The organism is Streptomyces sp. NPDC050610 (assembly GCF_040654875.1).
GTDB lineage: Bacteria > Actinomycetota > Actinomycetes > Streptomycetales > Streptomycetaceae > Streptomyces.
Genome location: NZ_JBFAIV010000045.1, coordinates 13419 through 38928 on the forward strand (window position 1 = coordinate 13419; position 25510 = coordinate 38928).

26 protein-coding genes are annotated in these 25510 nt (G+C 71.7%); 14 read left to right on the top strand and 12 right to left on the bottom strand.

Going from position 1 to position 25510, the window contains the following annotated elements; translation table 11 throughout:
- Positions 1-5 precede the first annotated feature (5 nt).
- The 4 genes from AB0I22_RS35290 (at position 6) to AB0I22_RS35305 (ending at position 3679) form a co-directional block, all read left to right on the top strand.
- Positions 6-854 (top strand): helix-turn-helix transcriptional regulator, encoded by an 849-nt coding sequence (locus AB0I22_RS35290; RefSeq protein WP_363135093.1) that lies wholly within the window; start codon positions 6-8, stop codon positions 852-854.
- Between the two features lie 334 nt (positions 855-1188).
- Complete coding sequence (locus tag AB0I22_RS35295; protein ID WP_363135094.1) at positions 1189-1533, top strand: hypothetical protein; 345 nt, start codon at positions 1189-1191, stop codon at positions 1531-1533.
- Positions 1533-2501 (top strand): ATP-grasp ribosomal peptide maturase, encoded by a 969-nt coding sequence (gene tgmB / locus AB0I22_RS35300; RefSeq protein WP_363135095.1) that lies wholly within the window; start codon positions 1533-1535, stop codon positions 2499-2501. Before AB0I22_RS35295 ends, tgmB begins: the two co-directional genes overlap by 1 nt.
- Positions 2498-3679 (top strand): protein-L-isoaspartate(D-aspartate) O-methyltransferase, encoded by a 1182-nt coding sequence (locus AB0I22_RS35305; protein ID WP_363135096.1) that lies wholly within the window; start codon positions 2498-2500, stop codon positions 3677-3679. Before tgmB ends, AB0I22_RS35305 begins: the two co-directional genes overlap by 4 nt.
- A 19-nt stretch (positions 3680-3698) precedes the next feature.
- Here AB0I22_RS35305 and AB0I22_RS35310 read toward each other — a convergent pair whose 3' ends face one another.
- Positions 3699-4154 (bottom strand): hypothetical protein, encoded by a 456-nt coding sequence (locus AB0I22_RS35310; RefSeq protein WP_363135097.1) that lies wholly within the window; start codon positions 4152-4154, stop codon positions 3699-3701.
- A 127-nt stretch (positions 4155-4281) separates the two neighbouring features.
- Here AB0I22_RS35310 and AB0I22_RS35315 point away from each other — a divergent pair, with 127 nt between their 5' ends.
- Positions 4282-4920 (top strand): ATP-binding protein, encoded by a 639-nt coding sequence (locus AB0I22_RS35315; RefSeq protein ID WP_363135098.1) that lies wholly within the window; start codon positions 4282-4284, stop codon positions 4918-4920.
- 414 nt (positions 4921-5334) lie between these two features.
- Here AB0I22_RS35315 and AB0I22_RS35320 read toward each other — a convergent pair whose 3' ends face one another.
- Positions 5335-6078: a SigE family RNA polymerase sigma factor gene (locus AB0I22_RS35320; protein WP_363135099.1), complete on the bottom strand. Its 744-nt coding sequence runs from the start codon at positions 6076-6078 to the stop codon at positions 5335-5337.
- A gap of 299 nt (positions 6079-6377) precedes the next feature.
- Here AB0I22_RS35320 and afsQ1 point away from each other — a divergent pair, with 299 nt between their 5' ends.
- The 5 genes from afsQ1 (at position 6378) to AB0I22_RS35345 (ending at position 10348) form a co-directional block, all read left to right on the top strand.
- On the top strand, positions 6378-7055 hold the full coding sequence (afsQ1, locus tag AB0I22_RS35325) for a two-component system response regulator AfsQ1 (protein WP_363135135.1): 678 nt from the start codon (positions 6378-6380) through the stop codon (positions 7053-7055).
- 142 nt (positions 7056-7197) lie between these two features.
- The gene (locus AB0I22_RS35330) at positions 7198-8775 is read left to right on the top strand and encodes a HAMP domain-containing sensor histidine kinase (RefSeq protein WP_363135100.1); all 1578 of its coding nucleotides are present in this window, start codon (positions 7198-7200) and stop codon (positions 8773-8775) included.
- Between the two features lie 80 nt (positions 8776-8855).
- Positions 8856-9419, top strand: a complete 564-nt coding sequence (locus tag AB0I22_RS35335) for a hypothetical protein (RefSeq protein ID WP_363135101.1) — start codon at positions 8856-8858, stop codon at positions 9417-9419.
- 54 nt (positions 9420-9473) lie between these two features.
- Positions 9474-10028 (top strand): VanZ family protein, encoded by a 555-nt coding sequence (locus AB0I22_RS35340; RefSeq protein ID WP_363135102.1) that lies wholly within the window; start codon positions 9474-9476, stop codon positions 10026-10028.
- Positions 10029-10141: 113 nt separating this feature from the next.
- Entirely contained in the window at positions 10142-10348 is a 207-nt protein-coding gene (locus tag AB0I22_RS35345; protein ID WP_363135103.1) for a PspC domain-containing protein, read from the top strand.
- 95 nt (positions 10349-10443) lie between these two features.
- Here the strand turns inward: AB0I22_RS35345 and AB0I22_RS35350 are convergent, their stop codons facing one another.
- Positions 10444-10842 (bottom strand): VOC family protein, encoded by a 399-nt coding sequence (locus AB0I22_RS35350; protein ID WP_363135104.1) that lies wholly within the window; start codon positions 10840-10842, stop codon positions 10444-10446.
- A gap of 104 nt (positions 10843-10946) precedes the next feature.
- Between AB0I22_RS35350 and AB0I22_RS35355 the strand changes: the two genes are divergently transcribed.
- Positions 10947-11984: a transcriptional regulator gene (locus tag AB0I22_RS35355; protein ID WP_363135105.1), complete on the top strand. Its 1038-nt coding sequence runs from the start codon at positions 10947-10949 to the stop codon at positions 11982-11984.
- Between the two features lie 269 nt (positions 11985-12253).
- Here the strand turns inward: AB0I22_RS35355 and AB0I22_RS35360 are convergent, their stop codons facing one another.
- Positions 12254-12679, bottom strand: a complete 426-nt coding sequence (locus AB0I22_RS35360; protein ID WP_363135106.1) for an ATP-binding protein — start codon at positions 12677-12679, stop codon at positions 12254-12256.
- A 133-nt stretch (positions 12680-12812) separates the two neighbouring features.
- Positions 12813-13967, bottom strand: coding sequence for an adenosine deaminase (locus AB0I22_RS35365; RefSeq protein WP_363135107.1), 1155 nt, complete (start codon positions 13965-13967; stop codon positions 12813-12815).
- Positions 13968-14069: 102 nt separating this feature from the next.
- Here AB0I22_RS35365 and AB0I22_RS35370 point away from each other — a divergent pair, with 102 nt between their 5' ends.
- Entirely contained in the window at positions 14070-14828 is a 759-nt protein-coding gene (locus tag AB0I22_RS35370; RefSeq protein ID WP_363135108.1) for an alpha/beta hydrolase, read from the top strand.
- Positions 14829-15125: 297 nt separating this feature from the next.
- The gene (locus tag AB0I22_RS35375; RefSeq protein WP_363135109.1) at positions 15126-16205 is read left to right on the top strand and encodes a YncE family protein; all 1080 of its coding nucleotides are present in this window, start codon (positions 15126-15128) and stop codon (positions 16203-16205) included.
- Positions 16206-16306: 101 nt separating this feature from the next.
- On the opposite strand, the gene AB0I22_RS35380 is transcribed toward AB0I22_RS35375, so the two are convergent.
- Positions 16307-17248 carry a LysR substrate-binding domain-containing protein gene (locus tag AB0I22_RS35380; protein WP_363135110.1) on the bottom strand — a complete coding sequence of 314 codons (942 nt, stop codon included), beginning with the start codon at positions 17246-17248 and terminating at the stop codon, positions 16307-16309.
- Positions 17249-17367: 119 nt separating this feature from the next.
- Between AB0I22_RS35380 and AB0I22_RS35385 the strand changes: the two genes are divergently transcribed.
- Complete coding sequence (locus tag AB0I22_RS35385) at positions 17368-18687, top strand: MFS transporter (RefSeq protein ID WP_363135111.1); 1320 nt, start codon at positions 17368-17370, stop codon at positions 18685-18687.
- 80 nt (positions 18688-18767) lie between these two features.
- Here the strand turns inward: AB0I22_RS35385 and AB0I22_RS35390 are convergent, their stop codons facing one another.
- The 6 genes from AB0I22_RS35390 to AB0I22_RS35415 form a co-directional block, all read right to left on the bottom strand.
- Complete coding sequence (locus AB0I22_RS35390; RefSeq protein ID WP_363135112.1) at positions 18768-19361, bottom strand: Uma2 family endonuclease; 594 nt, start codon at positions 19359-19361, stop codon at positions 18768-18770.
- Between the two features lie 97 nt (positions 19362-19458).
- Positions 19459-20736 carry a thymidine phosphorylase gene (locus AB0I22_RS35395; RefSeq protein WP_363135113.1) on the bottom strand — a complete coding sequence of 426 codons (1278 nt, stop codon included), beginning with the start codon at positions 20734-20736 and terminating at the stop codon, positions 19459-19461.
- A 133-nt stretch (positions 20737-20869) separates the two neighbouring features.
- Positions 20870-21295 carry a cytidine deaminase gene (locus tag AB0I22_RS35400; RefSeq protein ID WP_363135114.1) on the bottom strand — a complete coding sequence of 142 codons (426 nt, stop codon included), beginning with the start codon at positions 21293-21295 and terminating at the stop codon, positions 20870-20872.
- Positions 21295-22581, bottom strand: a complete 1287-nt coding sequence (locus AB0I22_RS35405) for an ABC transporter permease (RefSeq protein ID WP_363135115.1) — start codon at positions 22579-22581, stop codon at positions 21295-21297. Before AB0I22_RS35405 ends, AB0I22_RS35400 begins: the two co-directional genes overlap by 1 nt.
- Positions 22578-23684 carry an ABC transporter permease gene (locus AB0I22_RS35410; RefSeq protein WP_363135116.1) on the bottom strand — a complete coding sequence of 369 codons (1107 nt, stop codon included), beginning with the start codon at positions 23682-23684 and terminating at the stop codon, positions 22578-22580. The genes AB0I22_RS35405 and AB0I22_RS35410 overlap by 4 nt, the downstream gene beginning before the upstream one ends.
- On the bottom strand, positions 23681-25291 hold the full coding sequence (locus AB0I22_RS35415; protein ID WP_363135136.1) for an ABC transporter ATP-binding protein: 1611 nt from the start codon (positions 25289-25291) through the stop codon (positions 23681-23683). Before AB0I22_RS35415 ends, AB0I22_RS35410 begins: the two co-directional genes overlap by 4 nt.
- Between the last annotated feature and the right edge of the window lie 219 nt (positions 25292-25510).

The window sequence follows — 25510 nt, forward strand, 5'->3', positions numbered from 1 at the left end:
TGTTCATGTCCTCGTCCCCGCTCTCCAGTGCCCAGGCGGCGCGCGACAGGGTAGCGACACGGTTGCAAGGCATCATGAAGGACGCCGGGCTTACGGGGCATGAACTGGCCGCCCGGTGCGGCTGGCACAAGTCCAAGTCCTCTCGGCTCGCCCGTGGGAAGACGCCCCCCTCTGACTCCGATATCCGGGCGTGGTGCACGGCCTGTGGCGCTGAGGATCAGATCGCCGACCTGATCGCGGCCTCGCGCAACGCTGAGTCCATGTACGTGGAGTGGCGGCAGATCCATCGCGACGGGATACGCCGTGTCCACGAGCAGACGGTGCCCCTCTACCAACGGACCCGGCACTTCCGCGTCTACGCCTCGAACCTCGTTCCTGGCATGCTCCAGACGGCCGAATACGCGACGGGCCTCCTGCGCTCCATCACCGACTTCCAGGGCACGCCAGATGACGTGTCGGAGGCCGTACAGGCCCGGTTGGATCGTTCTCGCGTCGTGCGGGAGGGCGACCACCGCTTCGCTTTGCTGCTCGAAGAGGCGGTTCTCTACTACCGCGTCAGTGATGACGCGGCGATGGCGGGCCAGCTCGGCTATCTGCTGTCGGTGATGGCACAGCCGAACGTGTCACTCGGAGTGATCCCGTTCGGCGCCCGCCGCACAGTCTGGCCGCTGGAAGCGTTCTACGCCTTCGATGACGCCCAAGTCGCGGTGGAGACGCTGACGGCAGAGATCAACGTGAGAGCCCCCGGCGAGATCCGGACGTACCTCAAAGCCTTCGGCGAGCTGTCGAAGATCGCTGTACGGGGCCCGGAAGCGCGTGCCCGCATCACGAGGGCTATCGACTCGCTCGGGTGAATCCGTGCAACCGCATGCAACTTCGTGGACCGGCGACTTCCCGTCTCCGTAGCGTCGTTGACACAGCCGGTTCCTCCATTGCCGAACCGCTTCCCGCACTGTCGTTGCCCCGTCCATGCGGACAACCGATGCGCCCCTGAGAACGAGCGCATCTCTCCCAACCGGCCGCCATCAACCGATACGTGTAGGGAATCGCGGAGCTCCGGAAATCCCCGGTGAACCCACACCACCGCGAATGGCGACCGAACCCCGCGGATTCCCCGCTCCGCGCGGGCGGGGAAGCACGAGCTCTGCCCATTTCCCACCCGTCGAGAAGACGAGAAAAGAGGAAGCAATGCCCATCACGCAACTGGAAGAGCGCCGTCCCACGGGCATGGCGCTCGACGTTCCTGAGCTGCGGTTTCCGCTGAGCACCGGCGGTGCCGCGGTGTTGCCAGAACTATCGGGGGACGGGAGCGGCGGAGCGGCGCCGTTCGCGTTCCGTTTCCTCGTGCCGACCCCGGCTACGGGCGGCATCCTGCCCGCCGATGTCGCGTACGACGAGGAAACGCAGACGGGCACGTACGAAGGTCTGCCGCCTGGCGTCTACATGACCAAGAATCCGCCGAAGACCTACGGTCCCACGCAGCCTTCGGGCGAGATGGACGCCCCGGACGACCCCGGACCGAGCGACGACTGATGACAGACGCCGGACATGTCCTCGTCCTCGCAGGCCGCTTCGACCCGACCTGTGACCTGGTGGTCGAGGAGCTGAACCGGCGTGCCGTGCCCGTCTTCCGGGCGGATCTGGCCGAGTTCCCGCTGAGGCTCACGCTCGCCGCGAGCCTCAGCAAAGGCCGCTGGAACGGCACGCTGGCCAACGGCCGCCGCACACTCGACCTCGCGTCGGTCCGCTCCGTCTACTACCGCCGCCCCACCCGACCGAAATTTCCCGAGGGCATGTCCCCCGAGGCGTGCAAGACCGCCGAGACCGAAGCCCGCTGGGGCTTCGGCGGGCTGCTGTCCGCCCTTCCGTGCCGCTGGCTTCCCCCGCCGGGAAAAGCGGCCGATGCCGAGTACAAGCCGCTGCAACTCCGCGTCGCGGCCGAGGCTGGACTGAGCGTTCCCCGAACACTGATCACGAACGACCCTGAAGCGGCACGCGAATTCGCCGACCTGATCGGCGGCCCCCTCGTGTACAAGCCGTTCTTTCACGTGCGCGGCACAGTGGGCGGTCAGGCCGTCGCGGTGTACGCGAACGTCGTCGAACCCGACGACCTGCCGCACCCGGACATCGCGACCACCGCCCACCTCTTCCAGGAGTGGGTGCCCAAAGCGCACGAGGTGCGGCTGACGGTCGTAGGCCGCAGGATCTTCGCGGCCGAGATCCATACGGATTCGGACGCCGGCCGCATCGACTGGCGCAGCGACTACGACAGCCACACGTACAGGATCTGTGAGCCTCCGCCGGACGTGGAGGCCGGGGCCCTGCGGATACTCGACAGCCTCGGACTGCCCTACGGCGCCTTCGACTTCGTCGTAACCCCGGAAGGGGAATGGCGATTCCTGGAAGTGAATCCGAGCGGCCAGTACGGGTTCGTCCAGCAGGCGACCGGGCTGCCGATCACGGCCGCGATCTGTGACTACCTGGAAGGAACCGGCCAGTGACGCACATCCTCGACGACGAACGGCGCGCCCTCGCCGCCCGCGTCGCTCTGACGCGGCAGATCGACCGTGGAAGCGTGGTGCTGTCCTCGCGCCTGGCGGGGGCGTTCCTCAATGTCCCCCGCCATCCCTTCGTGCCCGCCTTCTACCGCCGCGACGGCGAGCGGTTCACCCCGTGGCGCGCCACGGACGCCGACGCGGACGCGTGGCTGGACGCGGTCTACGCGGACGACTCCCTGATCACCGAAGTGGACGGCATCCACGCCGAGGACGCGGGCCCCGACGGGCCGCCGGGAGCAGGGGCCCCCACCTCCTCCTCCACGGCGCCGAGCCTGATGGCGGACATGCTCGACGCCCTCGACGTGGACGAGGGACACGAGGTCTACGAAGCCGGGACCGGCACCGGTTACAACGCCGGCCTGCTGTGCTTCCTCACCGGGGACCAGCACATCACCAGCGTCGACCGCACCGAATCGCTCACGGACAAGGCGCGCCCCCGCCTCAACTCCGTCGGCTTCGATCCGCTCGTCCTCCACGGCGACGGCACGCGGGACTTCCCCGCCGACGCCTCGTACGACCGGATCATCGCCACGGCGTCCGTACGGCGCGTCCCGCCCACGTGGACGGCGCGGCTGCGCCCCGGCGGCGTCATGGTCGTCCCTATGAAAGGCGCGCTGGCAGGCGGCATGGTCGCTCGCCTCACGAAACTCGCCGACGGCGCCGCCGTCGGGCACATCCTGCACACGCCCGCCGCGTTCATGCCGCTCCGGAGCGACGCGGGCCCACCCGCGCAAATGCCGACCGACCCGCACGGCCCCCGCCGGGACACCGGCCTCTCGGCCCGCGTTCTCGACGACTGGACGTTCTCGTTCTTCGCCCAGCTCCACATGGGGCCCGGCGTCGTTCGCACGTACGGGAAGAACGGCGACGGCCTCCACGTCACCACCCTCTACGACCCCGCCGACGACTCGACAGCCCGCGTCGCCGACACACCCCAGGGGGTGTCGACGGTCATCGCCAGTGGGCCGCGCGACCTTTGGGAGCCGATCGAGAGCGCCCACCGGCTGTGGCAGGAGCTCAACCGGCCCCGGCGCGAGTGGTTCACCATCGAGGTCACCGCGAGCGAGCAGCTCATCAGTTACACCGCCCCGGCCGGCCACATCCAGCGCTGGAGCCTGTAGCCGCCGGTCCGTTCAGTGCTCAGCCCGGCAGCAAGTCCACCACCGGCCCCGCCACCGGCAGGTCCTTCAGGCCGCCGCCGTCCGTGACCGGGCCGGTCACGAGGTCCGTGCCGACCGGCTTGAAGTCGGCGATCTGGGTGCCGACGCCGTTGTCGAGCGGGTCCGATCCGGTACGCGCCAACGGGTCCAGGCGCAGGTTCTTCACGGGGCCGATGCCGCCGTCCAGCGAGCTGCCCAGCGCCTGGGCGACCGGCCCGGTCGGTACTGCCGCCGCCAGCGCCGAACTCGCCTCCCCGGCGGGCGCGCCCCGCAGCTCGGGCGGGGCGGCCGGGGCGGCGGCGCTCGCGGCTGTCGCGCCGCCCGCGACGCACGCCGCGCCCGCCGTCAGGCTCAGCCCCGCACGCAGCAGCACACGTGGCAGTCGGGATGGCGAGGAAGGTGCGGGACGGGCGCGGTGGCGTGCGTACGAGGCCATGAGTACCTGCCGAAAAGTAGGAGCTTGTAATCAATCGCGCACCCAACGTAGTTGAGGCACGCCGACGCACGCACTTACCCGCCCCTCGGGGTCCCCCGACCGGCCCAATGGCGCACACTGGTGACCCGTGACCCCCCACCTGCCGCGCACCCGCGTCATCCTGCTGACCGGCCCCTCGGGCTCCGGCAAGTCGTCCCTCGCCGCCCGGACCGGGCTGCCGGTGCTCAACCTCGACGACTTCTACAAGGAGGCCGGCGACCCCACGCTGCCCCAACTGGCGGGCGGCGCCGGGGCGGACTGGGACTCTCCGCTGTCGTGGGACTCCGCCGCGGCCGTCGCGGCCATCGCCGAGCTGTGCGGCACCTCCCGTACGTCCGTACCGCTGTACGACATCGCCACCAGCTCGCGGTACGGCGCGGAGCAGCTCGACATAGGCCGTACCCCGCTGTTCATAGCCGAGGGCATCTTCGCCGCCGACATCATCGAAGCCTGCCGCGAACTGGGCCTGCTCGCCGATGCCATCTGTCTGCGCGGCCGCCCCTCGATCACGTTCCGGCGGCGGCTGCTGCGCGATCTGCGCGAGGGCCGCAAGCCCGTCCCCTATCTGATCCGGCGCGGCCTGCGGCTGCTGCGCGCCGAGCGGTCGATCGTCGCCCGGCACACGGCGCTCGGCGCGTACGCCTGCGGGAAGGACACCGCCATGGGCCGCATCGCCTCCGCCGCGGCCGGCCGGCGCGAGAAGGCGTGCATGAAGGAAACGGCCTGAGGTCTGAGGGCTGAAATCTGAGGGCTGAGCGTGGAGGGGTGGCCTGACGGCCTGTGGCGGCGCTAGCCCGCCCCGGCCCGCGCAAGCCCCGGCGCGAAATCGCCCCCTCCCGGACATCGGCCGGGCCGCAGCGGCTTGAAGCGCGCCGGACGAGGAAGACACGAAAAGAGCGAAGACACGAAGAGAGCGGGGCCGGACAGACCCCCCGGCTGTCCGGCCCCGCTCCCGCTTCCCCCGTCGGTCCTGCGTCGGTCCCGCTTCACAGGCGTCCCCGACTTCCCCCGTCGGTCAGGGCGGCTTTACGGGCGTCCCCCGACACCCGTACCGCCCGCCTGCTCTCCCCCGATGAGCAGACCCCCCGTAACCGCGTGTCCCGGAGCCCCCGTCCCCCCTCCGGTCCCCGCTTTTCTCTCCTCAGGCCACCAGCTCGCCGAAGGCTTCTTCCTCGTCACGGCCGAGGCTCAGCGCCTCGTCGTCGCGCATCCGGCGCAGCGAGCGCCAGATGCTGCTCTTGACCGTGCCGACGCTGATGCCGAGTATCTCCGCGATCTCCGGGTCCGTACGGCCCTCGTAGTAGCGGAGCACGAGCATCGTGCGCTGGAGTTCGGGCAGCCGGGCCAGTGCCTGCCACAGCACGGCGCGCAGCTCGGTGCCGCGCATCGCGTCGTGGTCGCCCGGCGTCTCCGGCAGTTCCTCGGTCGGGTACTCGTTGAGCTTGCGCCGCCGCCAGGCGCTGATGTGCAGATTGGTCATCGTGCGGCGCAGGTAGCCGCCGACCGCGGCCTTGTCGGTGATCCGGTCCCAGGCACGGTACGTGGAGAACAGCGCGCTCTGGAGCAGGTCCTCCGCCTCGAAGCGGTCGCCGGTCAGGTGGTAGGCGGTCGCGTACAGGGAGGCTCGGCGCTCCTGGACGTAGGCGGTGAACGCCGCTTCGGCGTCCGAGGTCTCCGCCTGCCGGTCCTCGGTGTTCCGCGGTTCCCCCGCGGCCTCCCCGTACACGGTCGCGTCGATGGCCACCATGTACGGCGGCCGTCCGCGTCCGGTGCCGCGAGCGCACCCCCGTCCGCTCACGGCACCGGACTTCTCCGGGCTCCGTACGGCGTCGTGAAGGCGCGTGCGAATGACTGCGCTGGTCGTGGTGCTGTGCAGTGTGTTCATGTCGCGCCCCCCGTCGTTGGAGCCAGCTCGGTCAGTCGGTGTTTCGGACTGTCGTTCTGTCCGATGGCCAAAACAATGCCGGGCCAGTTTCATCGCGCTGTCCGGCGTCTGTCACAGGCGCGTCACAAGGCCGCCCGGTAGTGGCACACGGGGGCCGCGGCACCGGGAATTCACCCGCCGCGGGGGCGCACGGAACCGGACCGTCCGCCGTCCGTCACCCGCGCACCACAAGGGGAGGTGCTGTGTGGGAGCGCTTCTACGGTCGAACTACCGGCCACTCTTAGGCCAGAATGACCAACGTGCCCTACCTGCTGCTGATCGAGGACGACGACGCCATCCGCACGGCCCTCGAACTCTCCCTGTCACGCCAGGGTCACCGTGTGGTGACCGCGGCGACGGGCGAGGACGGTCTGAAACTGCTGCGCGAGCAGCGCCCGGACCTGATCGTGCTGGATGTGATGCTGCCCGGCATCGACGGCTTTGAGGTGTGCCGCCGCATCCGGCGCACCGATCAGCTGCCGATCATCCTGCTCACCGCGCGCAACGACGACATCGACGTCGTGGTGGGCCTGGAGTCGGGCGCGGACGACTATGTGGTGAAGCCGGTGCAGGGTCGGGTGCTCGACGCCCGTATCCGCGCGGTGCTGCGCCGCGGGGAGCGGGAGTCGAGCGACTCCGCGTCGTTCGGCACGCTGGTCATCGACCGGTCCGCCATGACCGTCACCAAGAACGGCGAGGATCTCCAGCTCACCCCGACCGAGCTGCGGCTGCTGCTGGAGCTGAGCCGCCGGCCGGGCCAGGCGCTCTCCCGCCAGCAGCTGCTGCGGCTGGTGTGGGAGCACGACTACCTGGGCGACTCGCGGCTCGTCGACGCCTGTGTGCAGCGGCTGCGCGCCAAGGTCGAGGACGTGCCGTCGTCGCCGACGCTGATCCGTACGGTCCGGGGGGTCGGTTACCGGTTGGACACACCTTCGTGAGGTTCGTGAGGCGTACGGCGCCCGCGGCCGACGGCGCCGGCCGCCGGTGTCACGGCGGGGCGGACAGTTGAGCACAGCGGCGGAGGAGCCCGGCCGGACAGAGGGCCGAGGGGCCGCCGCCCGTAGATTCGTGCGGCGCGCCATGCGCCGGCTCAGCCTGCGGCTGCGGCTGATGCTGGTCTTCGCGCTCGTCGCGCTGGCCGCCGCGGTCTCCGCGTCCGGCATCGCGTACTGGCTCAACCGCGACGCGGTCCTCACCCGTACCCAGGACGCCGCGCTCGACGACTTCCGCAAGTCCCTCCAGGACAACACGGCCGCCCTGCCGCCGACGCCGACCTGCGCGGAGCTCCAGCAGGCCGCGGACCGGATGGCGGACACCACCCAGAAGTACGAGGTGCTGCTGATCGGCTCCGCGCGGGGCGGCAAAGACTGCGCCGCGCCCTCGAACCGCGACCTGTTCACGCTGAAGGTGGTGCCGAAGTCGCTGCGCGCGGCGGTCGTACGGGAGCGGCCGGTGGACGAGTCCAACCGGTACCCGTACCACCTGTACTGGCAGCGGATCACGCTCGACGGCACGCCGTACCTGGTGGGCGGCGCGAAGGTGATCGGCGGCGGCCCGACCGGCTATCTGCTCAAATCCCTGGACAACGAGCGGCAGGACCTCAACTCGCTGGCCTGGTCGCTGGGGATCGCGACGGGCCTGGCGCTGGTCGGCTCCGCGCTGCTCGCGCAGGCCGCCGCCTCCACGGTGCTGCGGCCCGTACAGCGGCTCGGCGACGCGGCGCGGCGGCTCGGCGAGGGGAAGCTCGACACCCGGCTGCGGGTGTCGGGCACCGATGAACTGGCCGACCTGTCGCGGACCTTCAACAAGACCGCGGAGTCGCTGGAGAACCGGGTCGAGGAGCTGAGCGCCCGGGAGGCGTCCAGCCGGCGGTTCGTCGCGGACATGTCGCACGAGCTGCGGACCCCGCTGACCGCGATCACCGCCGTGACCGAGGTGCTGGAGGAGGAGGCGGACTCCCTCGACCCGATGATCCGGCCCGCCGTACAGCTGGTGGTGAGCGAGACCCGGCGGCTCGGGGATCTGGTGGAGAACCTGATGGAGGTCACCCGCTTCGACGCGGGCACCGCCCGCCTGGTCCTGGACTCCGTCGACGTCGCGGACCAGGTCACGGCCTGCGTGGACGCGCGGGCCTGGCTGGACGCGGTGGAGCTGGACGCGGAGCGCGGCAACATCGTGCGGCTCGACCCGCGCCGCCTGGACGTGATCCTCGCCAACCTGATCGGCAACGCCCTCAAGCACGGCGGCTCCCCGGTGCGGGTCGCCGTACGGACGGTCGGCGACGACCTGGTCATCGAGGTGCGCGACCACGGGCCGGGCATCCCCGAAGAGGTGCTGCCGCACGTCTTCGACCGCTTCTACAAGGCGAGCGCGTCCCGGCCGCGGTCCGAGGGCAGCGGCCTGGGCCTGTCGATCGCGCTGGAGAACGCCCATATCCACGGCGGCGAGATCTCCGCCGCCAATTCGCCGCTGGGCGGCGCGGTCTTCACCCTGACGCTGCCGCGTGACGCTTCGCGGCTCTCGCCGGACGATGACGAGGAGAGCGCCGCCGATGACGGGGGCGGCGCGGCGGCTCCGGACCCGGCCGCCGGCAGCGGAGGCAGTGGCAAGGACGACGAGGGGCCGGGCGAGGGCTCGGGGAAGGGCGGCGGCCGATGAGGCTGAGCACGGCTCGTAGCGCGTCTAGTGCTCGTACGTACGCTACGGGCCCCCGCTGGGCGAAAGGCCCGGCCGTCGCCGTGGCCGCCCTGCTGCTCGCCGGATGCGGCATCCGCGGCACGTCGGTGCCCGTGGACGCGGGGAGCGCCCCGTCGCGGGCGACGTGCGTCGTCGGGCCGGGCGGCGGCGAGAGCGCGCCGGCCGACGGCGAGGCGGTCTCGGTCTATCTGGTGTGCGCCTCGCAGCTGCTGCCGGTGACCCGCACGGTGCGGCTTCCTGAGGGCGACGCCGCCGAGGACCCGGTGCGGGTGGCCGGTGTGCTGCTGGAGCAGTTGCGGCAGCCGGCGCTGGCGGCGGAGGAGGAGGCGGGGTTCTCCACGGACGTGCCCGCCGGGCTGTCGGTCTCGGGACCGCGCGGGCACGACCCGTCGGCGGCGCTGCGGCTGAGCCGGGCGCCGGACGAGCTGCCGCCGTCCGCCCTGGCGCAGCTCGTGTGCACCTTCGCGGGGACCGCGGCGGCCGACGGCGGGCGCGGCGTGGTGCTGGGCGGGCCGGACGACGGCCGGCCGCGGCGCTACGAGTGCACCGAGGAGATGCGCGCCCGTCCGCAGTCCGCGCCGACGGGTTCGCCGGTCACGTCCTGACTCTCTGTTGCCGTGGACGGAACCGCGGCCACCGCACCACGCGTCATGTGAGGCGTGCAGGGTCATGGTTACGGCGGTTCAGCCGCCCTCCGATACCGCTACCGCGCCGTGGGGTTCGTCCTCGTGGCCGCCCATCTCCTCGTCGTCGGCTGGCTGACCCTGCGCCCGCTGACCGCGCCATGGGTGGCCGCCACGAGCCCTGAGCCGCTGGCCACCATCCGGGCCGACCTGGCGCTCGGCGCGTGGGAGGCGACGTGCGCGATCGGCGGATCGATGCTGCTGCTCGCACCGCTGGGCGTGCTGCTGCCGCTGGCCGGCGGGCGGCTGGCGGTGGCCCCGCTGATGTCGCTGTCCCGGACGGTGTTCGCCGGGGTGATGATCTCGTTGACGCTGCAACTGGTGCAGAGCGGCGTCGCGGGCCAGGTCCTGCACGTGGACGAGCTGCTGCTGAACTCGGCGGGCGTGGCCGTCGCCCATCTGGCCGTGGTGCCCGTGGTACGAGCCCGGCTCCGCCGCCGGTATGACGGCCCCCGGCCGCGCCCCCTCCGCCGGGAGGAGGGGCACCAGAGCGCTGCCCCCACGATCCCCAGGGTCAAGACGGCCCCATAGAGGGACGGCTCCGCGCAGGTCACGGCCATACCGTGGAGACACGGGAAAACGCTTCCGCGGCCGGCGGCCCCGCACGAGGGGCGCCGCCCCACTGACGACAAGGAGTCGCCATCATGTCCGCTCCGCTGGTCCGTCCCCGCAACAACAAGGTCATCGCCGGCGTCTGCGCGGGCCTGGCCCGGCGCTTCGGCACCACGCCCACGACGATGCGGGTGATCTTCCTGCTCTCGTGTCTGCTGCCCGGCCCGCAGTTCCTGCTCTACCTCGCGCTCTGGGTCCTGCTGCCCTCCGAGGACGAGCACCGCAAGACGGCGTGGTGAATGACCACGGTCACTCTCCGTAGCCGACTGCGGGCCGCATCCCCTGTGGGGTGCGGCCCGTGGTCGTACGCGCCCGCCCTCGGGGAACCCGGTCCTCAGCGCCCGAACTTCTCGATGGCGGCCGGCGTGACCGGGGTGAAGAAGTTGACGAGGTTGCCGTCGGGGTCGTGGAACAGGAGCGCGCGGTTCCCCCACGGCATGGTGGTGGGCTCGTTCACGAAGTCCGCCACGAACTCCTTCAGGTTCTCGTACACGCCGTCCACGTCGTCGACGAGGAATTCGAGGATGGCGCTGCGGTTGGCGGCGGGTTCGGCGGAGCCGGGCGCGAACAGCGGGACCGTGCGGGTGCTGCCGATCGCGAGGGTGCCCGAGCCCGTCCTGATCTCGGCGAAGTCCTCGTTGCCCCAGGTGGCGGAGGCCTTGGTGGCGCGCTCGTAGAAGTCGACGAGGCGGGCGACGTCGCCCGTGATGATGCGGACGGAGACGAAGTCCATGGTTTTCTCCTGTGCCGTGCAGTGCTGTCGTTCGGTGGGTACAACCGCACGCTACGACTGATACCGGGCAGAACCCGCCCGGTATATGCGGAAGACTTTCCGGCATGCCCCGACCCATCGCCCGCGTCCTCACCCTGCTGGAGCTTCTGCAGTCGGGCGGCGTCCGGACCGTGTCCGAACTCGCCGACCGGCTGAGCGTCGACGAGCGCACCGTACGGCGCTACGCCGAGCACCTCATCGACCTCGACGTGCCCGTCGAGTCGGTGCGCGGCCGCTACGGCGGCTACCGGCTCGCCCCCGGCTACCGCCTCCCGCCGCTCATGCTGACCGACGACGAGGCGCTCGCCGTACTGCTGGGTCTGGTCGCGGGCCGGCGGTCGGGGCTCACAGCGGCCGCGGCCACGGCGAGCGAGACGGCGACGGCCAAGATCCGGCGTGTGCTGCCCGCGCGGCTGAGCCGCAGGCTCGACGCCGTGCTCGGCTCCCTCGCCTTCACGGAACCGCCCGGCGGGGCGGTCGCCCCGGAGCCCGCGGTCCTCCTCCCGATCGCCGACGCGGTCCACCACCACCGGCCGGTCTCCATCCGGTACACCGCGGGCGACGGCCGGCGCAGCGAGCGCACCCTGCGTCCGTACGGGGTCGTCGCCCACTCGGGCAAGTGGTACGTGACGGCCGCGGATCGCTCGACCGACGAGGACCGGACCTTCCGGCTGGACCGCATCACCGATGTGCGCGTCCTGCCCGGCTCGTTCGAACCGCCCGCCGACGCCGATCCGGCGCAGCGCCTCCTGACGAGCCTCGCCACGGCTCCGTACCGGCATGAGGTGACCTTGCGCATCCAGGGGACGGCCGAGCAGATCCACGCCCGGCTGCCCGCGAGCGTGGCGATCGTGGAGGAGTTGCCGCCCTCGGAGGCCGAGGCTGTGATGGAACTCCCGCCCTCGGAAGCCGCGCCCCCGGAAGCCGCGCCTCCGGGGGACGGGCCCTGGTGCCGTGCCGAACTGCGGGTGGAACGGCTCGACTGGCTCCCCGCCGTACTCGCCTCGCTGGACCGGCCGTTCGTCATCGAGCGGCCGGACGAACTCCGCGGTCTCGTCGGAGCCTTCGCCGAACGGCTCGCGGCCTCCGCCCGGCTGTCATGACAAGCGGCCCGGTCGCGGTGGCAAGCAGCCTGCCTGGGGGCGCAAGCGACCCGCCTGGGAGGCATCAACCCACCAGGGGGTGCAAACGACCCGCCTCGGGGGCAATCAGCCCGCCTTGGGGCGCATCCAGCCCGCCTTGCGCGGCAATCAGCCCGGCCCGCACGACGAGCGGCCCGGCCCGCACGACGAACGGCCCGGCTTCGTCGGCACTCAGCGGTGCGCGGCGAAGGTCCGGGCCGTACGCAGCGATACGGGCGGAGGTGCGGGGGTCAGACCGGCAGGCCGCCGAGCAGTCCGGCGGCGGGGACCGCGCCCATGGCGGCGCTGCCGACCGTGCCGGGGACGGTCTTCGCGATGGCGCCGGCCGGCACGCTGCCCAGCGTCTGGCGCGTGGCGGGGAGGCCGCCGGCCAGCTCGGCCGCGCCGCGGTCGGCCGTCGTCTCCAGCGCCTGGTCGGCGACCGGGGGGACGGTGGTGGAGATCGTGCCGACCGCGCCCTGCGCGGCGGGCAGGGCCTGGGCGCCGCCCGGTACGAACTGGCCGAGCGTCTCGGCGGGGAGGGCCTGCACGGCGCCCGCGACGGTGGGGGCGACCGTCTCGACGGGCCCGGCCGCGGCGGCGGTGCCGGCTGCGGTGGCGGCGAACGCGGCGCCGAGAGCGGCGACGCCGAGAGTCTTGATGGTTCCCTGCTTCATCAGAATTCTGTCCTCGTGACGGGGTTTGGAGCGGCACTGCAACGTAGCCACGAGGGAAGGGGGGTAGCAAGCACCGAAGAAGGGCCGGGACTTGAATTCCCGGCCCTTCTTCGGCTATTTGGACGCGCGTGCCCTAGGCGGTGAAACCGCTGCTCACCACGGGTTCCGCGGTCGTCTGACGGAACAGCCACTCGGACTTCAACTCGGCGTATCCGGGCTTGACGACGTCGTTGATCATCGCCAGGCGTTCACCGAAAGGAATGAAAGCCGACTTCATCGCATTGACGGTGAACCATTCCATGTCGTCGAGCGTGTACGAGAAGGCCTCGACGAGCTTCTCGAATTCACGGCTCATGCTCGTGCCGCTCATAAGTCGGTTATCGGTATTTACGGTCGCGCGGAACCGCAGCCGCCGCAGCAGCCCGATGGGGTGCTCGGCGTAGGAAGCCGCCGCGCCCGTCTGGAGGTTCGAGGACGGGCACAGTTCCAGCGGGATGCGCTTGTCCCGTACGTACGAGGCGAGCCGGCCGAGCTTCACCGTGCCGTCCTCGGCGACCTCGATGTCGTCGATGATCCGCACGCCGTGGCCGAGCCGGTCGGCGCCGCACCACTGGAGCGCCTGCCAGATGGACGGCAGGCCGAACGCCTCGCCCGCGTGGATGGTGAAGTGGTTGTTCTCCCGCTTGAGGTATTCGAAGGCGTCGAGGTGGCGGGTGGGCGGGAAGCCGGCCTCCGCGCCCGCGATGTCGAAGCCGGCGACGCCCAGATCGCGGTAGCGGTTGGCGAGTTCGGCGATCTCCAGGGCGCGGGCGGCGTGCCGCATGGCGGTGAGGAGCGCGCCGACGCGGATGCGGTGGCCGTTCGCCTTGGCCCGCCGTTCGCCTTCGCGGAAGCCCTCGTTGACCGCCTTGACGACCTCGTCGAGGGTCAGCCCGCGCTCCAGGTGCTGCTCGGGCGCGTACCGGACCTCGGCGTAGACGACGCCGTCCGCGGCGAGGTCCTCGGCGCACTCGGCGGCGACGCGGACCAGCGCGTCGCGCGTCTGCATGACGGCGCAGGTGTGCGCGAAGTTCTCCAGATAGCGCTCCAGGGAACCGGAGTCGGCGGCCTGGCGGATCAGAGTGCCGAGCTTGTCGGCGTCGCCGTCGGGGAGGCCGTCGTAGCCGGCCTCGCGGGCGAGGTCGATGAGGGTTCCGGGGCGCAGGCCGCCGTCGAGGTGGTCGTGCAGCAGCACCTTGGGCGCGCGGCGGATCTGCTCGGGGCTGGGAAGTGCGGGCTGGCTCGTCATCCGGGCACTCTAGCGCCTACGCGCGTAGACCACGGCGAACGATACGTAACGGTGACCCGTCACCGGGGTGGACTCCCGCGCTCCTTCTGCCATCGTTTCTGCATGGTTCAGGAAGCTCTGCCGGAGCGCGGAACAGCTCGGCTCGGTAAGCCCGTCGGAACCGCCGGCACCGTGCACGGCGTCGCCCTGTTACTGCCGTCGGGCGAGGCATCCGGCACCCGGCGCCCCTCCCCGCTGCCGTTCGCCGCCATGCGCCCGCTCGCGAAGCGGCTCGCGCGCGCGGGCCGGGCGGAGGGGCTCGTCACCCACGTCGTCCACTACCGCTTCCGGGGCTGGAACGGCGCCTCCGCCCACCCGGCGCGCGACGCCGAGTGGGCCGCCGACGAGGTGGTGCGCCGCTACGGCGATGTGCCGGTCTGCCTGATCGGTACGGGCATGGGCGCGCGTGCCGCGCTGCGCGCCGCCGGCCATCCGGCCGTCAACTCCGTTCTGGCGCTGGCCCCTTGGCTCCCCGAGCCCGAGGCCGTACTCGACCCCGACCCGGTCAAGCAGCTGGCCGGCCGCCAGGTGCTGATCGCGCACGGCACCAATGACGCGCGCACCGACCCGGATCTCTCCTACCGGCTCGCCGAGCGCGCCAAGAAGGTCAACCGGGACATCTGCCGCTTCGAGGTCCACTCCGACGGGCACGGGCTGCATCAGCACCGCTCCGAAGTCACGGCGCTGGCCGTGGACTTCATGCTGGGTTCGCTGTTCGCGCGCGGATATTCGCGGCCGGTGGCCGACGCGCTGGCGGCGCCGCCGCCACTGGGGCTGCGGATGCCGCTGGCGGCCGGATTCGGGTCGTCGCTGCGGCAGTGAGGGGCTGCGGGGCGGAGCTGGCGGGGAGGCCGGGCGCGGCGGGCGCCCGGCGGCTGGAGCGGGCGCGGCGGGCGGCCGGTGGCGGGGGCACGAAGCCATCGCCGCCATGGGGCCGCCCCCACGCAAAGGCCGCCTTCGCCCCGGCCGCGTGACCTCGTCACTTTCGCCCCACCCACCCCCCTGACTACTTAGGTAACCCTAAGCTAAGCTGACGATCGTCCGGGGCCGACACCGCCCGGAAGCCGTCCACGCCTGCCTTCTTGGCGTCCATGCCTGTCCTCTTGGGGAGTAGTGACGATGACCGTCAGACACCAGAACGCCGACCGCAAGCTCGTCCGCCGGTCCGCCGCCCTCGTCCTCGCCGCGGGCACCGTCCTCGGCGCCGCCGGCACCGCCACCGCCGCCCCGGCGCACCACCACCCCCGCCACCACGCCTCGTACAAGGTCGACTCCGCCCAGCTGGCCCGCGGCCTCTACCAGTCCTCGTACTCCGAGCGGAACCACGTGCTGTGGGCGACCACGGCCGTCGGCCGCCCGCCGGTCACCCAGTCCCAGCTGCTCAAGGTCGACCCCAAGTCGCTGAAGACCAAGGCCGCCTACACCCCGCCCGTCACGGACGCCAACACCAAGGCCGTCGAGGCGGTGTACGGCGTGGCGGTGGACGACGAGCACAACACGGTGTGGACCACCAACACCCGCAACGACTCGGTGGCCGTCTACAGCCAGCGCACCGGCAAGCACCTCGCCACCGTGCCCGGCGTGAAGCACGCCCGCGAGATCGTCGTGGACGAGCGCCACAACACGGCCTGGGCCAGCGGCTTCGGCGACGGCAGCATCGTCGGCTTCGACACCCGCACCTTCAAGGAGAAGAAGCGGGTGACGGTCAAGGGCGCCGGCACCACCGGCCTCACGGTCAACAAGCGCACCGGCACGGTCTACGCCGCCGACCTGACCAACAGCAACATCATCGCCGTCTCCCGGTACTCCGACGAGCCCAAGCTGATCCCCACCGGCCAGGGCCCCATCTCCATCGCGCTCTCCCGCGACGGCCGCACCGCCTACACCGCCGACAACAAGGGCGGCACCCTCTCCGTCGTCGACCTGCGCAAGGGCAAGGTGACGCGGACCGTCAAGACCGGTGAGGGCGCGCTGTCCGTCGCCGCCGACCCGCGCTCCGGCAACGTCTTCGTCGCCAACCGCGGCCCCGGCAACACCACCGTCGTGGACCCGAACAAGGGCGCCGTCGTCGCCACCCTGGCCACCGGCCCCAACCCGAACCACGTGACCGTGGCGCGCGGCACCGCCTTCGTGGTCGACAAGGCCGCGGCGGGCGAGCAGCTCCTCGACTCCGTGCACCGCATCAGCGCCCAGCGCTGATCTCCCCGGCGGGCGGCCCCTGACCCGAGCCACGCCCCCATCCTGATCGCCCCCACGGCCGGCACCGTGGGGGCGATCGGGTTTTCCTCTCCTTACACCGCTCAGCGCGGCAGCAACTGCCCCCTGCGCGACAGCAGGAACCGCTTGAACGCCGCCACCGGCGGGGTGTCCGGATGCCCGTCGAGCCAGGCCACGCCGATCTCGCGGACGGCGCGCGGCGCTGTGACGGTCAGTTCCACGACGCCCGGCCGGGGCACCGCCGGGGGCGGCAGCAGCGCGACGCCCAGCCCGGCGGCGACCAGTCCGCGCAGCGTCTCGGCCTCCTCGCCCTCGAAGGCGACCTTCGGGGTGAACCCGGCCTCCGCGCAGAGCGTGTCCGTGATGCGGCGCAGCCCGTAGCCGGGTTCGAGGGTGACGAAGAGTTCGGCCGCGGCCTCCGCCAGCCGCACCCGCTTCCGCTCCGCGAGGGGGTGGTCGTCGGGGACGACCAGGCGCAGTCTCTGCTCGTCGAGGCGGCGGGCGACGAGGTCCGGGGCGTCCGGGATCGGCGCGGTCAGGCACAGGTCGAGCTCGCCGGCGCGCAGTCCGGCGATCATCGCCTCGCCGTAGTTCTGCACGAGCTGGAAGCGGACCCGCGGGTGGTCGGCGCGGAAGGCGCGCAGCAGGCCGGGCACCGTCTCGGGGCCGAGGGTGTGCAGAAAGCCGAAGGCGACCTTGCCGGCCGTCGGGTCGGCGTCGGAGCGTACGGACTCGGCGGCGCGGTCCACCTCGGCCAGCGCCCGTTCGACGGAGCCGAGGAACGTACGGCCGGCGCGGGTGAGCGAGACCGTACGGCCGTGCCGGGCGAACAGCGCCACGCCCAGGTCGCGTTCGAGCCGGACCATGGCGCGGCTGAGCGTCGACTGCGGGACGTCGAGCTGGTGCGCGGCGCGCGTGACGTGCTCCTGGCGGGCGACGGCGGCGAACTGGGCGAGCCGCGGGGTGAGGGCCGCCGCCCATGAACCGGCGTCGAGTTCCGCGGTCGCCGCCGCTGTCGCCGACATGTCGATTTCGCTACGCGGAGGTGACAGGGACGGCGCTGGCCTGTGCTCATGCTCCATGGGATCGATTATGACCGTTTCATGCATTGGACGCATGAAAGGTACGTGCATACGGTCGGTACATGCCTCCTGCCGATACGGGGGCGTCCGCCGCGGTCCAGCGCGCGGACGCCGACCAGCAGCCGTCCACCGCCCCAGAAGCAGCCGAAGCCGCTGAGGCCGCTGAGGCCGACGCCGACAAGCTGACGCCGGGCGGCCCCGGCTACCGGAAGATGAGCTTCGCGCTCTTCTCCGCCGGAATCTCCACCTTCGCGCTCCTCTACTCCACCCAGGCGCTGCTCCCCGCCATCTCCGACGACCTCCACGTCAGCCCGGACCAGGCCAGTTGGACCGTGTCCGCGGCCACCGGGGCGCTGGCCGTGGCCGTCGTGCCGCTGAGCGCGCTCTCCGAGCGGTACGGGCGGCGGGCGATGATGACCGGCTCGCTGGTCGTCGCGGCGCTGGTGGCGCTGGCCGCGCCGTTCGCGCCGAACCTCGCCACCCTGATCGCGCTGCGCGCCGTGCAGGGCGCCGCGCTGGCCGGGCTGCCGGCCTCGGCGATGGCGTACCTGGCGGAGGAGGTACGGCCCAAGGCGCTGGTCGCCGCGATCGGGCTGTTCGTGGCGGGCAACAGCATCGGCGGCATGTCCGGCCGGATCGTGACGGGCTGGGTGGCCCAGGCCTCGAACTGGCGGGTCGCGCTGGGCGTGGTCGGCCTCATGGCGGTCGTCTGCGCGGCGGTCTTCCGGGCGACGGTCCCGCCGGCCCGGCACTTCACGCCCCGCCCCGTCTCGCCGCGCTCCCTGGCCCGTACGGTCCGCGGCCACCTCTGCGACCCGCTGCTGTGCCGCCTGTACGCGCTCGGGGCGCTCTTCATGACCGTCTTCGGCGCGGTCTACACGGTGATCGGCTACCGCCTGACCGCCGAACCCTTCGGACTCCCGCAGGGCATCGTGGGCTCCATCTTCCTCGTCTACCTCGTCGGCACCGTCACCTCGGCCGCGGCCGGCAAACTGGTGGAACGCGTCGGCCGGCGCGGCGCGCTGTACCTCGCGGTCGGCACGGCGGCGCTCGGCCTGCTGCTCAGCGTCTTCGACTCGCTGGTCGCGGTGCTGCTGGGCCTGGTCCTGATAACAGCGGGCTTCTTCGTGGGCCACTCAGTGGCCTCGTCCTCGGTCAGCCGCGCCGCGACGACGGGCCGCGCCCAGGCATCGGCCCTCTACCAGACCACGTACTACCTGGGCAGCTCCCTCGGCGCCCTCCTCGGCGCCCTCGCCTTCCACGCGGCGGGCTGGAACGGCACGGTGGCCCTGGGCCTGCTGGCGATGGTCGCGGCGGCTGCCGTGACGCTCTACGCGACGCGCAAGGCGGTGGCCGAGCGGCGGCTCGCGACGAGCGGGTAGCCCGGATCACCGATCGCCGGCCACGGCGAAGGGGCCGCCTCACCACTTGCCGTGGCGGGGCGGCCCCTTCATTCGTGTCGTCACCCGACGACGAATGCCTCCGTGCCGAGTTCGAGGCCGAACGGCTCGGGAAGATGGATCGGCTCCCCCAGCTTCACCGCGCTCAGCGTGCGGTAGACAGCGTCTTTCGGCTCTCCGTAGAGCGTGACGGTCGGTCCGCCGGGGGCCCAGCAGTCGATCAGCAGATAGAACGGGACCCCGGCCTGGGCGTAGCCCTCGGCCTTCTTGATCCGGTCGTAGCTCGCAGTGGACTTCGAAGTGATCTCGACGACCAGTTCGGCGGCTGCGGCCGGAATGAAATTGCTCTCCTCGCCGCACACCACACTGTCTGCCACCACGGCGAGATCCGGGATGTAGAGACTGTTCCGTGAGGGAACAGCGGCCCCGAGTGTCTGGTAGACCCCCCAGTCCTCGGGGAGTGCGGCGAGCAACCGGCGGTGCACCCTGTGAGCGATGAAGTTGTGCCTGTTGTTAGGCGGCGGTGACACGGTGACGATCCCCTCGATGATCTCCACCGTGCAGCCCTCGGGAGCGTCCGTCTCCTCCCACATCCGGACGATGTCGTCCCACTCCTGGCCAAAGGCAGGTGGAGGGTCGACGGCGAGTGCGCTCATGGCGGTCTCCTCTATCGGTACGTCACCGATCCCAGCATGCCGAACGGGACCGGCACTGGTCCACCGGTCCCGTTCACCCAAATGGGGAAACCGCAGGTCAGGCAATGCGGTCCAAGATGATCGGGTTCGGTTCGTACTCCGTGTGCTCGGGGGCGACGAGGACGCCGCCGTCCAGTGCCTCCAGGGCGTACGCGAACTTCTCCGGGGTGTCCGTGTGGAGGGTCAGCAGGGGCTGGCCCGCCGTGACCGTGTCGCCCGGCTTGGCGTGGAGTTCGACGCCCGCGCCTGCCTGGACCGGGTCCTCCTTGCGGGCGCGGCCCGCGCCGAGCCGCCAGGCGGCGACGCCGACGGCGTAGGCGTCGAGGGTGGTCAGGACGCCGGTGGCGGCGGCGTGCACGACGTGCTGTTCGCGGGCGACGGGCAGGGCTGCGTCCGGGTCGCCGCCCTGGGCGAGGATCATGCGCCGCCAGTGGTCCATGGCGGAGCCGTCGGCCAGCGCCTTGGCCGGGTCGACGTCGCCGAGCCCGGCCGCCGTCAGCATCTCCCGGGCCAGGGCGAGGGTCAGCTCCACGACGTCGGCGGGGCCGCCGCCCGCGAGCACCTCGACGGACTCGCGGACTTCGAGGGCGTTGCCCGCGGTCAGCCCGAGCGGGGTGGACATGTCGGTGAGCAGGGCGGTGGTCCGTACGCCGTGGTCGGTGCCGAGTTCGACCATGGTGGAGGCGAGTTCGCGGGCGTCCTCGATGTTCTTCATGAACGCGCCGGAGCCGACCTTCACGTCCAGGACCAGCGAGCCGGTGCCCTCGGCGATCTTCTTGGACATGATCGAGGAGGCGATCAGCGGTATGGCCTCGACGGTGCCGGTGACGTCCCGGAGCGCGTACAGCTTCTTGTCGGCGGGGGCCAGCCCGTCGCCCGCCGCGCAGATGACGGAGCCGACGTCGCGCAGGACGTCCATCATCTCGGCGTTGCTCAGCAGCGCCCGCCAGCCGGGGATGGCCTCCAGCTTGTCGAGGGTGCCGCCGGTGTGGCCGAGGCCGCGGCCCGAGAGCTGCGGCACGGCCGCGCCGCACGCGGCGACCAGCGGCGCGAGCGGCAGCGTGATCTTGTCGCCGACGCCGCCGGTGGAGTGCTTGTCGGCCGTGGGGCGGGGCAGGGAGGAGAAGTCCATCCGCTCCCCCGAGTTGATCATCGCGGCGGTCCAGCGGGCGATCTCCGTGCGGTCCATGCCGTTGAGGAGGATCGCCATCGCGAGCGCCGACATCTGCTCGTGGGCGATCTCGCCGCGCGTATAGGCGTCGATGACCCAGTCGATCTGCTCGGGGCTCAGCTTTTCCCGGTCGCGCTTGGCGCGGATGACGGAGATGACGTCCATGGGCTCGCTTTCCTCGTTTCGTTCTTCGTGTTGGCCAGGGTGCCCCCGGACCGAGCCCGGGGGCGCGGGGAACCGCGCGGCCGGCCACCGTCGACCCGCGGCCGACCGGCCGCCCGTGCCGCCCCCAGAGCACTCAGCGCCCCAGGTCCTCCGGACCAAAAGCGTCCGGCAGCAGCTCCGACAGCGGCCGGACCCCCGACGCCGTGTCCATCCGCAGCTCCGGCCCCCCGTGTTCCCACAGAAGCTGGCGGCACCGCCCACATGGCATCAGCACCCCACCGTCCCGCCCGCAGCAGGTGAACGCGGTCAGCCGGCCGCCGCCCGTGGCGAACAGTTCGGAGATCAGCCCGCATTCGGCGCACAGCGCCACGCCGTAGGCGGCGTTCTCCACGTTGCAGCCGGCCACGGTGCGGCCGTCGTCGACGAGGGCCGCCGCGCCGACCGGGAACCGGGAGTACGGGGCGTACGCGCGGGACATCGCTTCCCGGGCCCGCGCCCGCAGCGCCTCCCAGGCGATGGCCTGCCGTTCGACGGACTGCCCGTCGTTGGACTCGCTCACTACTTCCCCTGGCCCTTCCGGTATGGCTTGCCGTTCGCCTTGGGCATCCGCAGGCGCTGCGCGGAGACGGAGAGCACCAGCAGCGTCACCACGTACGGCGTGGCGTCCACGAACTCCAGCGGCACCTTCGCCGTCAACGCGTACCAGAGGACCAGCAGCAGCGCGAACACTCCGCTGATCAGCGCCACCCGGCGCTGCTGGGCCCGCAGCTTCCACAGGGCGAGTCCGGCCAGCAGGACCGCGAGGAGCAGCAGCAGCGCGTGCACGGTCTCGCCACCGCCGCGCAGCTGGAGGCTGTCCATGAAGCCGAAGAGGCCGGCGCCCATGGCCACGCCGCCCGGCCGCCAGTTGCCGAAGATCATGGTGGCGAGGCCGATGTAGCCGCGGCCGCCGGTCTGGCCGTCGGAGTACATGTGCGTGCCGATGGCCAGGAACGCGCCGCCGAGGCCGGCCAGCCCGCCCGAGACGATCACCGCCGCGTACTTGTACCTGTAGACGTTGACGCCCAGCGACTCGGCGGCGACGGGGCTCTCGCCGCAGGACCGCAGCCGCAGTCCGAAGGAGGACCGCCACAGCACGAAGAACGTGCCGGCGAACAGCACCGCGGCCGCGATCGTCAGCCAGGACACGTCCGTGACGAGCCCGTCCAGGATGCCCGCGAGGTCCGAGACGAGGAACCAGTGGTGCTTCTCGACGGACGCCAGCCAGTCGGAGAGGCCCGGGATCGAGAAGTTCGGCATGTCGCTCATCGGCGGCGACTGCTTGTCGTTGCCGCCCGCGCGCTGCGCGGCGCTGCCGTCCGCGCCGAACCACAGCTTGGCGAGGTACTGGGTGACGCCGAGGGCCAGGATGTTCATCGCCACGCCGGAGATGATGTGGTCGACGCCGAAGGTGACGGTGGCCAGCGCGTGGATGAGGCCGCCGACGGCGCCGCCGGCGATGCCCGCGAGCGCCGCGATCCACGGCCCGTGCTGCCAGCCCATCCAGCCGGCGCAGAACGTGCCGAGCATCATCATGCCTTCGAGGCCGATGTTGACGACGCCGGCCCGCTCCGCCCACAGCCCGCCGAGGCCCGCGAGCCCGATCGGCACGGCGGCGCCGAGCGCGCCGCTGAACTGCCCGGAGGAGGTGAGGTCCTCGGCGCCGGTGATCACTCGCAGTACGGCGAGCAGCAGCAGCGCGCCCGCGAGGAGCAGCAGCACCACCGGGTAGGTGAGCTTGCGCCGCTCGGGTTTGTTCCTGCCGCTGAGCCCCTTCGAGAGCACAGCAGTGAGGTTGCTGCTCACGCGGACACCTCCGCCTTGTCGCTCTTGCGGGCCTGGGCGGCGAGCTCTTCGCCGACCTTGCGCTGCTGGGTCCGGAGCCCGTACCGGCGCACGATCTCGTACGCGATGACGACGCACAGCACGATGACGCCCTGGATGACGCCGACGATCTCCTGCGCGTAGCCCTCGAATTCGAGCTGGGTGCCGGTGCGCTCCAGGAAGCCCCAGAGGAGCGCGCCGAGCGCCATGCCGACGGGGTGGTTGCGGCCGAGCAGTGCGATGGCGATGCCGGTGAAGCCGATGCCGGCGGGGAAGTCGGTGCCGTAGTTGTACGAGACGCCGAGCAGCGTCGGCATTCCGACGAGCCCCGCGACGGCGCCGGAGAGCACCATGGAGGTGATGACCATGCGCTTGACGCTGACGCCGCTGGCCTGGGCGGCGGATTCGGACCGCCCGACGGTGCGCAGGTCGAAGCCGAAGCGGGTGCGACTGAGGACGAACCAGTAGACGAGCCCCGCCAGCGCCGCGATGATCACGAAGCCGTAGACCGGCTTGGGCGTGGTGGGGAGCTCGAAGAAGTGCGAGGAATCGGGCAGGTAGGGCGTGTGGATCAGGTTGCCCTCCTTGATGGCGAGCCGCCCGTCCTGGAGGAAGTAGCCGATGACCGAGGCGCCGATGGAGTTCAGCATGATCGTGCTGATCACCTCGCTGACGCCGCGGGTGGTCTTCAGCAGCCCCGCGATGCCCGCCCAGATCGCGCCGACGGCCATCGCCACCAGGATGACCAGCGGGATCTGTACGAAGCCGGGGAGGGTGAGCGAGCCGCCGACGACGGCGGCGAAGAAGGCCGCGATGCGGTACTGGCCGTCGACGCCGATGTTGAAGAGGTTCATCCGGAAGCCGATGGCGACGGCCAGCGCGGACAGGTAGTACGGGGTCGCCTTGTTGATGATCCAGACCTGGCTGTCGCTCTTCGAGCCGAAGTCGACCATGACCTGGTAGGCGTGGAAGGGGTCCTTGCCGGTGGCCGCGATGATCACCGAGGTGATGACCAGGGCCGCGACGATGGCGAGGAGCGGCGCGGCGACCGCGAGGATCAGCTTGTTCTTGTCGAGCTTCTTCACTCTCCCTCGCCCCCCTCCGCGCCGTGAGCACTCTCGTCGACGTGCTCCAGGTGGCCGGTAGCGGCGCCGGTCATGGCCGAGCCCAACTCCTCCGGGGTGATGGTGGCGGGGTCCGCGTCCGCGACCAGCCGGCCGCGGTACATCACCCGCAGGGTGTCGGAGAGCCCGATCAGCTCGTCCAGGTCGGCGGAGATCAGCAGTACGGCCAGCCCCTCGCGGCGCGCCTCGCGGATCTGGTCCCAGATCTGCGCCTGCGCGCCGACGTCCACGCCGCGCGTGGGGTGGGCGGCGATCAGCAGCTTGGGGCGGTGGCTCATCTCGCGGCCGACGATCAGCTTCTGCTGGTTGCCGCCGGACAGCGAGGCCGCGGTGACCTCGATGCCGGGGGTGCGCACGTCGTAGTCGGCGACGATCCGCTCGGTGTCGGCGCGGGCCGCCTTGAGGTCGAGCAGCGCGCCCTTGCTGTTGGGCTCCTCGGTGACGTGGCCGAGTATGCGGTTCTCCCAGAGGGGGGCCTCCAGCAGCAGTCCGTGCCGGTGCCGGTCCTCGGGGATGTAGCCGACGCCGGCCTCGCGGCGGGCGCGGGTCGGCGCGTGGGTGACGTCGGCGCCGTCGAGGGTGACGGTGCCGCTGTCGGGGTCGCGCATGCCCATGACGGCCTCGACGAGTTCGGCCTGGCCGTTGCCCTCCACCCCGGCGAGGCCGAGGACTTCGCCCTTGTGGATGGTGAGGGCGATGTCGTCGAGCACGGCCCGTACGGCGCCGTCGGAGTCGACGGCGGAGAGCCGCAGCCCGTCCACGGTCAGCATCGGGGTGGTGGTGACGGTCGACTCGCGGGTCTCGGGCGAGGGCAGTTCGCTGCCGACCATCAGCTCGGCGAGCTGCTTGGGGCTCGTCTCGCTCGGCACCACCGAGGCGACGGTCGTGCCGCGCCGGATGACGGTGATGTCGTCGGCGACGGAGAGGACCTCTCCCAGCTTGTGCGAGATGAAGATGACGGTGAGGCCCTCCGCCTTGAGCTCGCGGAGGTTGTCGAAGAGCGCGTCGACCTCCTGCGGGACGAGGACGGCGGTCGGCTCGTCGAGGATGAGCGTACGGGCGCCGCGGTAGAGGACCTTGAGGATCTCCACGCGCTGCCGGTCGGCGACGCCGAGGTCCTCGACGAGGACGTCGGGGCGGACGCCGAGCCCGTACGCGTCGGAGATCTCCTTGATACGGGCGCGGGCCCGGTTGCCGATGCCGTGCGGCTTCTCGCCGCCGAGCACGACGTTCTCCAGCACGGTGAGGTTGTCGGCCAGCATGAAGTGCTGGTGCACCATGCCGATGCCGCGGGCGATGGCGTCGGCGGGGCCGGCGAAGCTGACCTGTTCGCCGTCGGACTCGATGGTGCCCTCGTCCGGCTTCTGCATGCCGTAGAGGATCTTCATCAGGGTCGACTTGCCGGCGCCGTTCTCGCCGACGAGGGCGTGCACGGTGCCGCGGCGGACGGTGATGTCGATGTCGTGGTTGGCCACGACTCCCGGGAACCGCTTGGTGATGCCGCGGAGTTGGACGGCGGGGGCGCTGGGCGCGCCCGCGGTCGGGGGGCTGCTGGTGGACGCTTTGATGGCGCACTCTCCTCGGGGAAGGGAGCGGTTGGGGAGACGGGCTGGGCTGGGGTCGAGGAGCGTACGGCGAGCGGCCGGTGGGCTGCCCGCGGGCGGTCCACGCGCCTCGTAGGCGAACGTACCGCGCCAACTCGCCGCTACGCGCGTAGCGTTGGCTCATTCGTACGGGCCCGACGCGGCGGCCGCACACCGTCGCGCCGAGCCCGTGTCCGCAGGTGG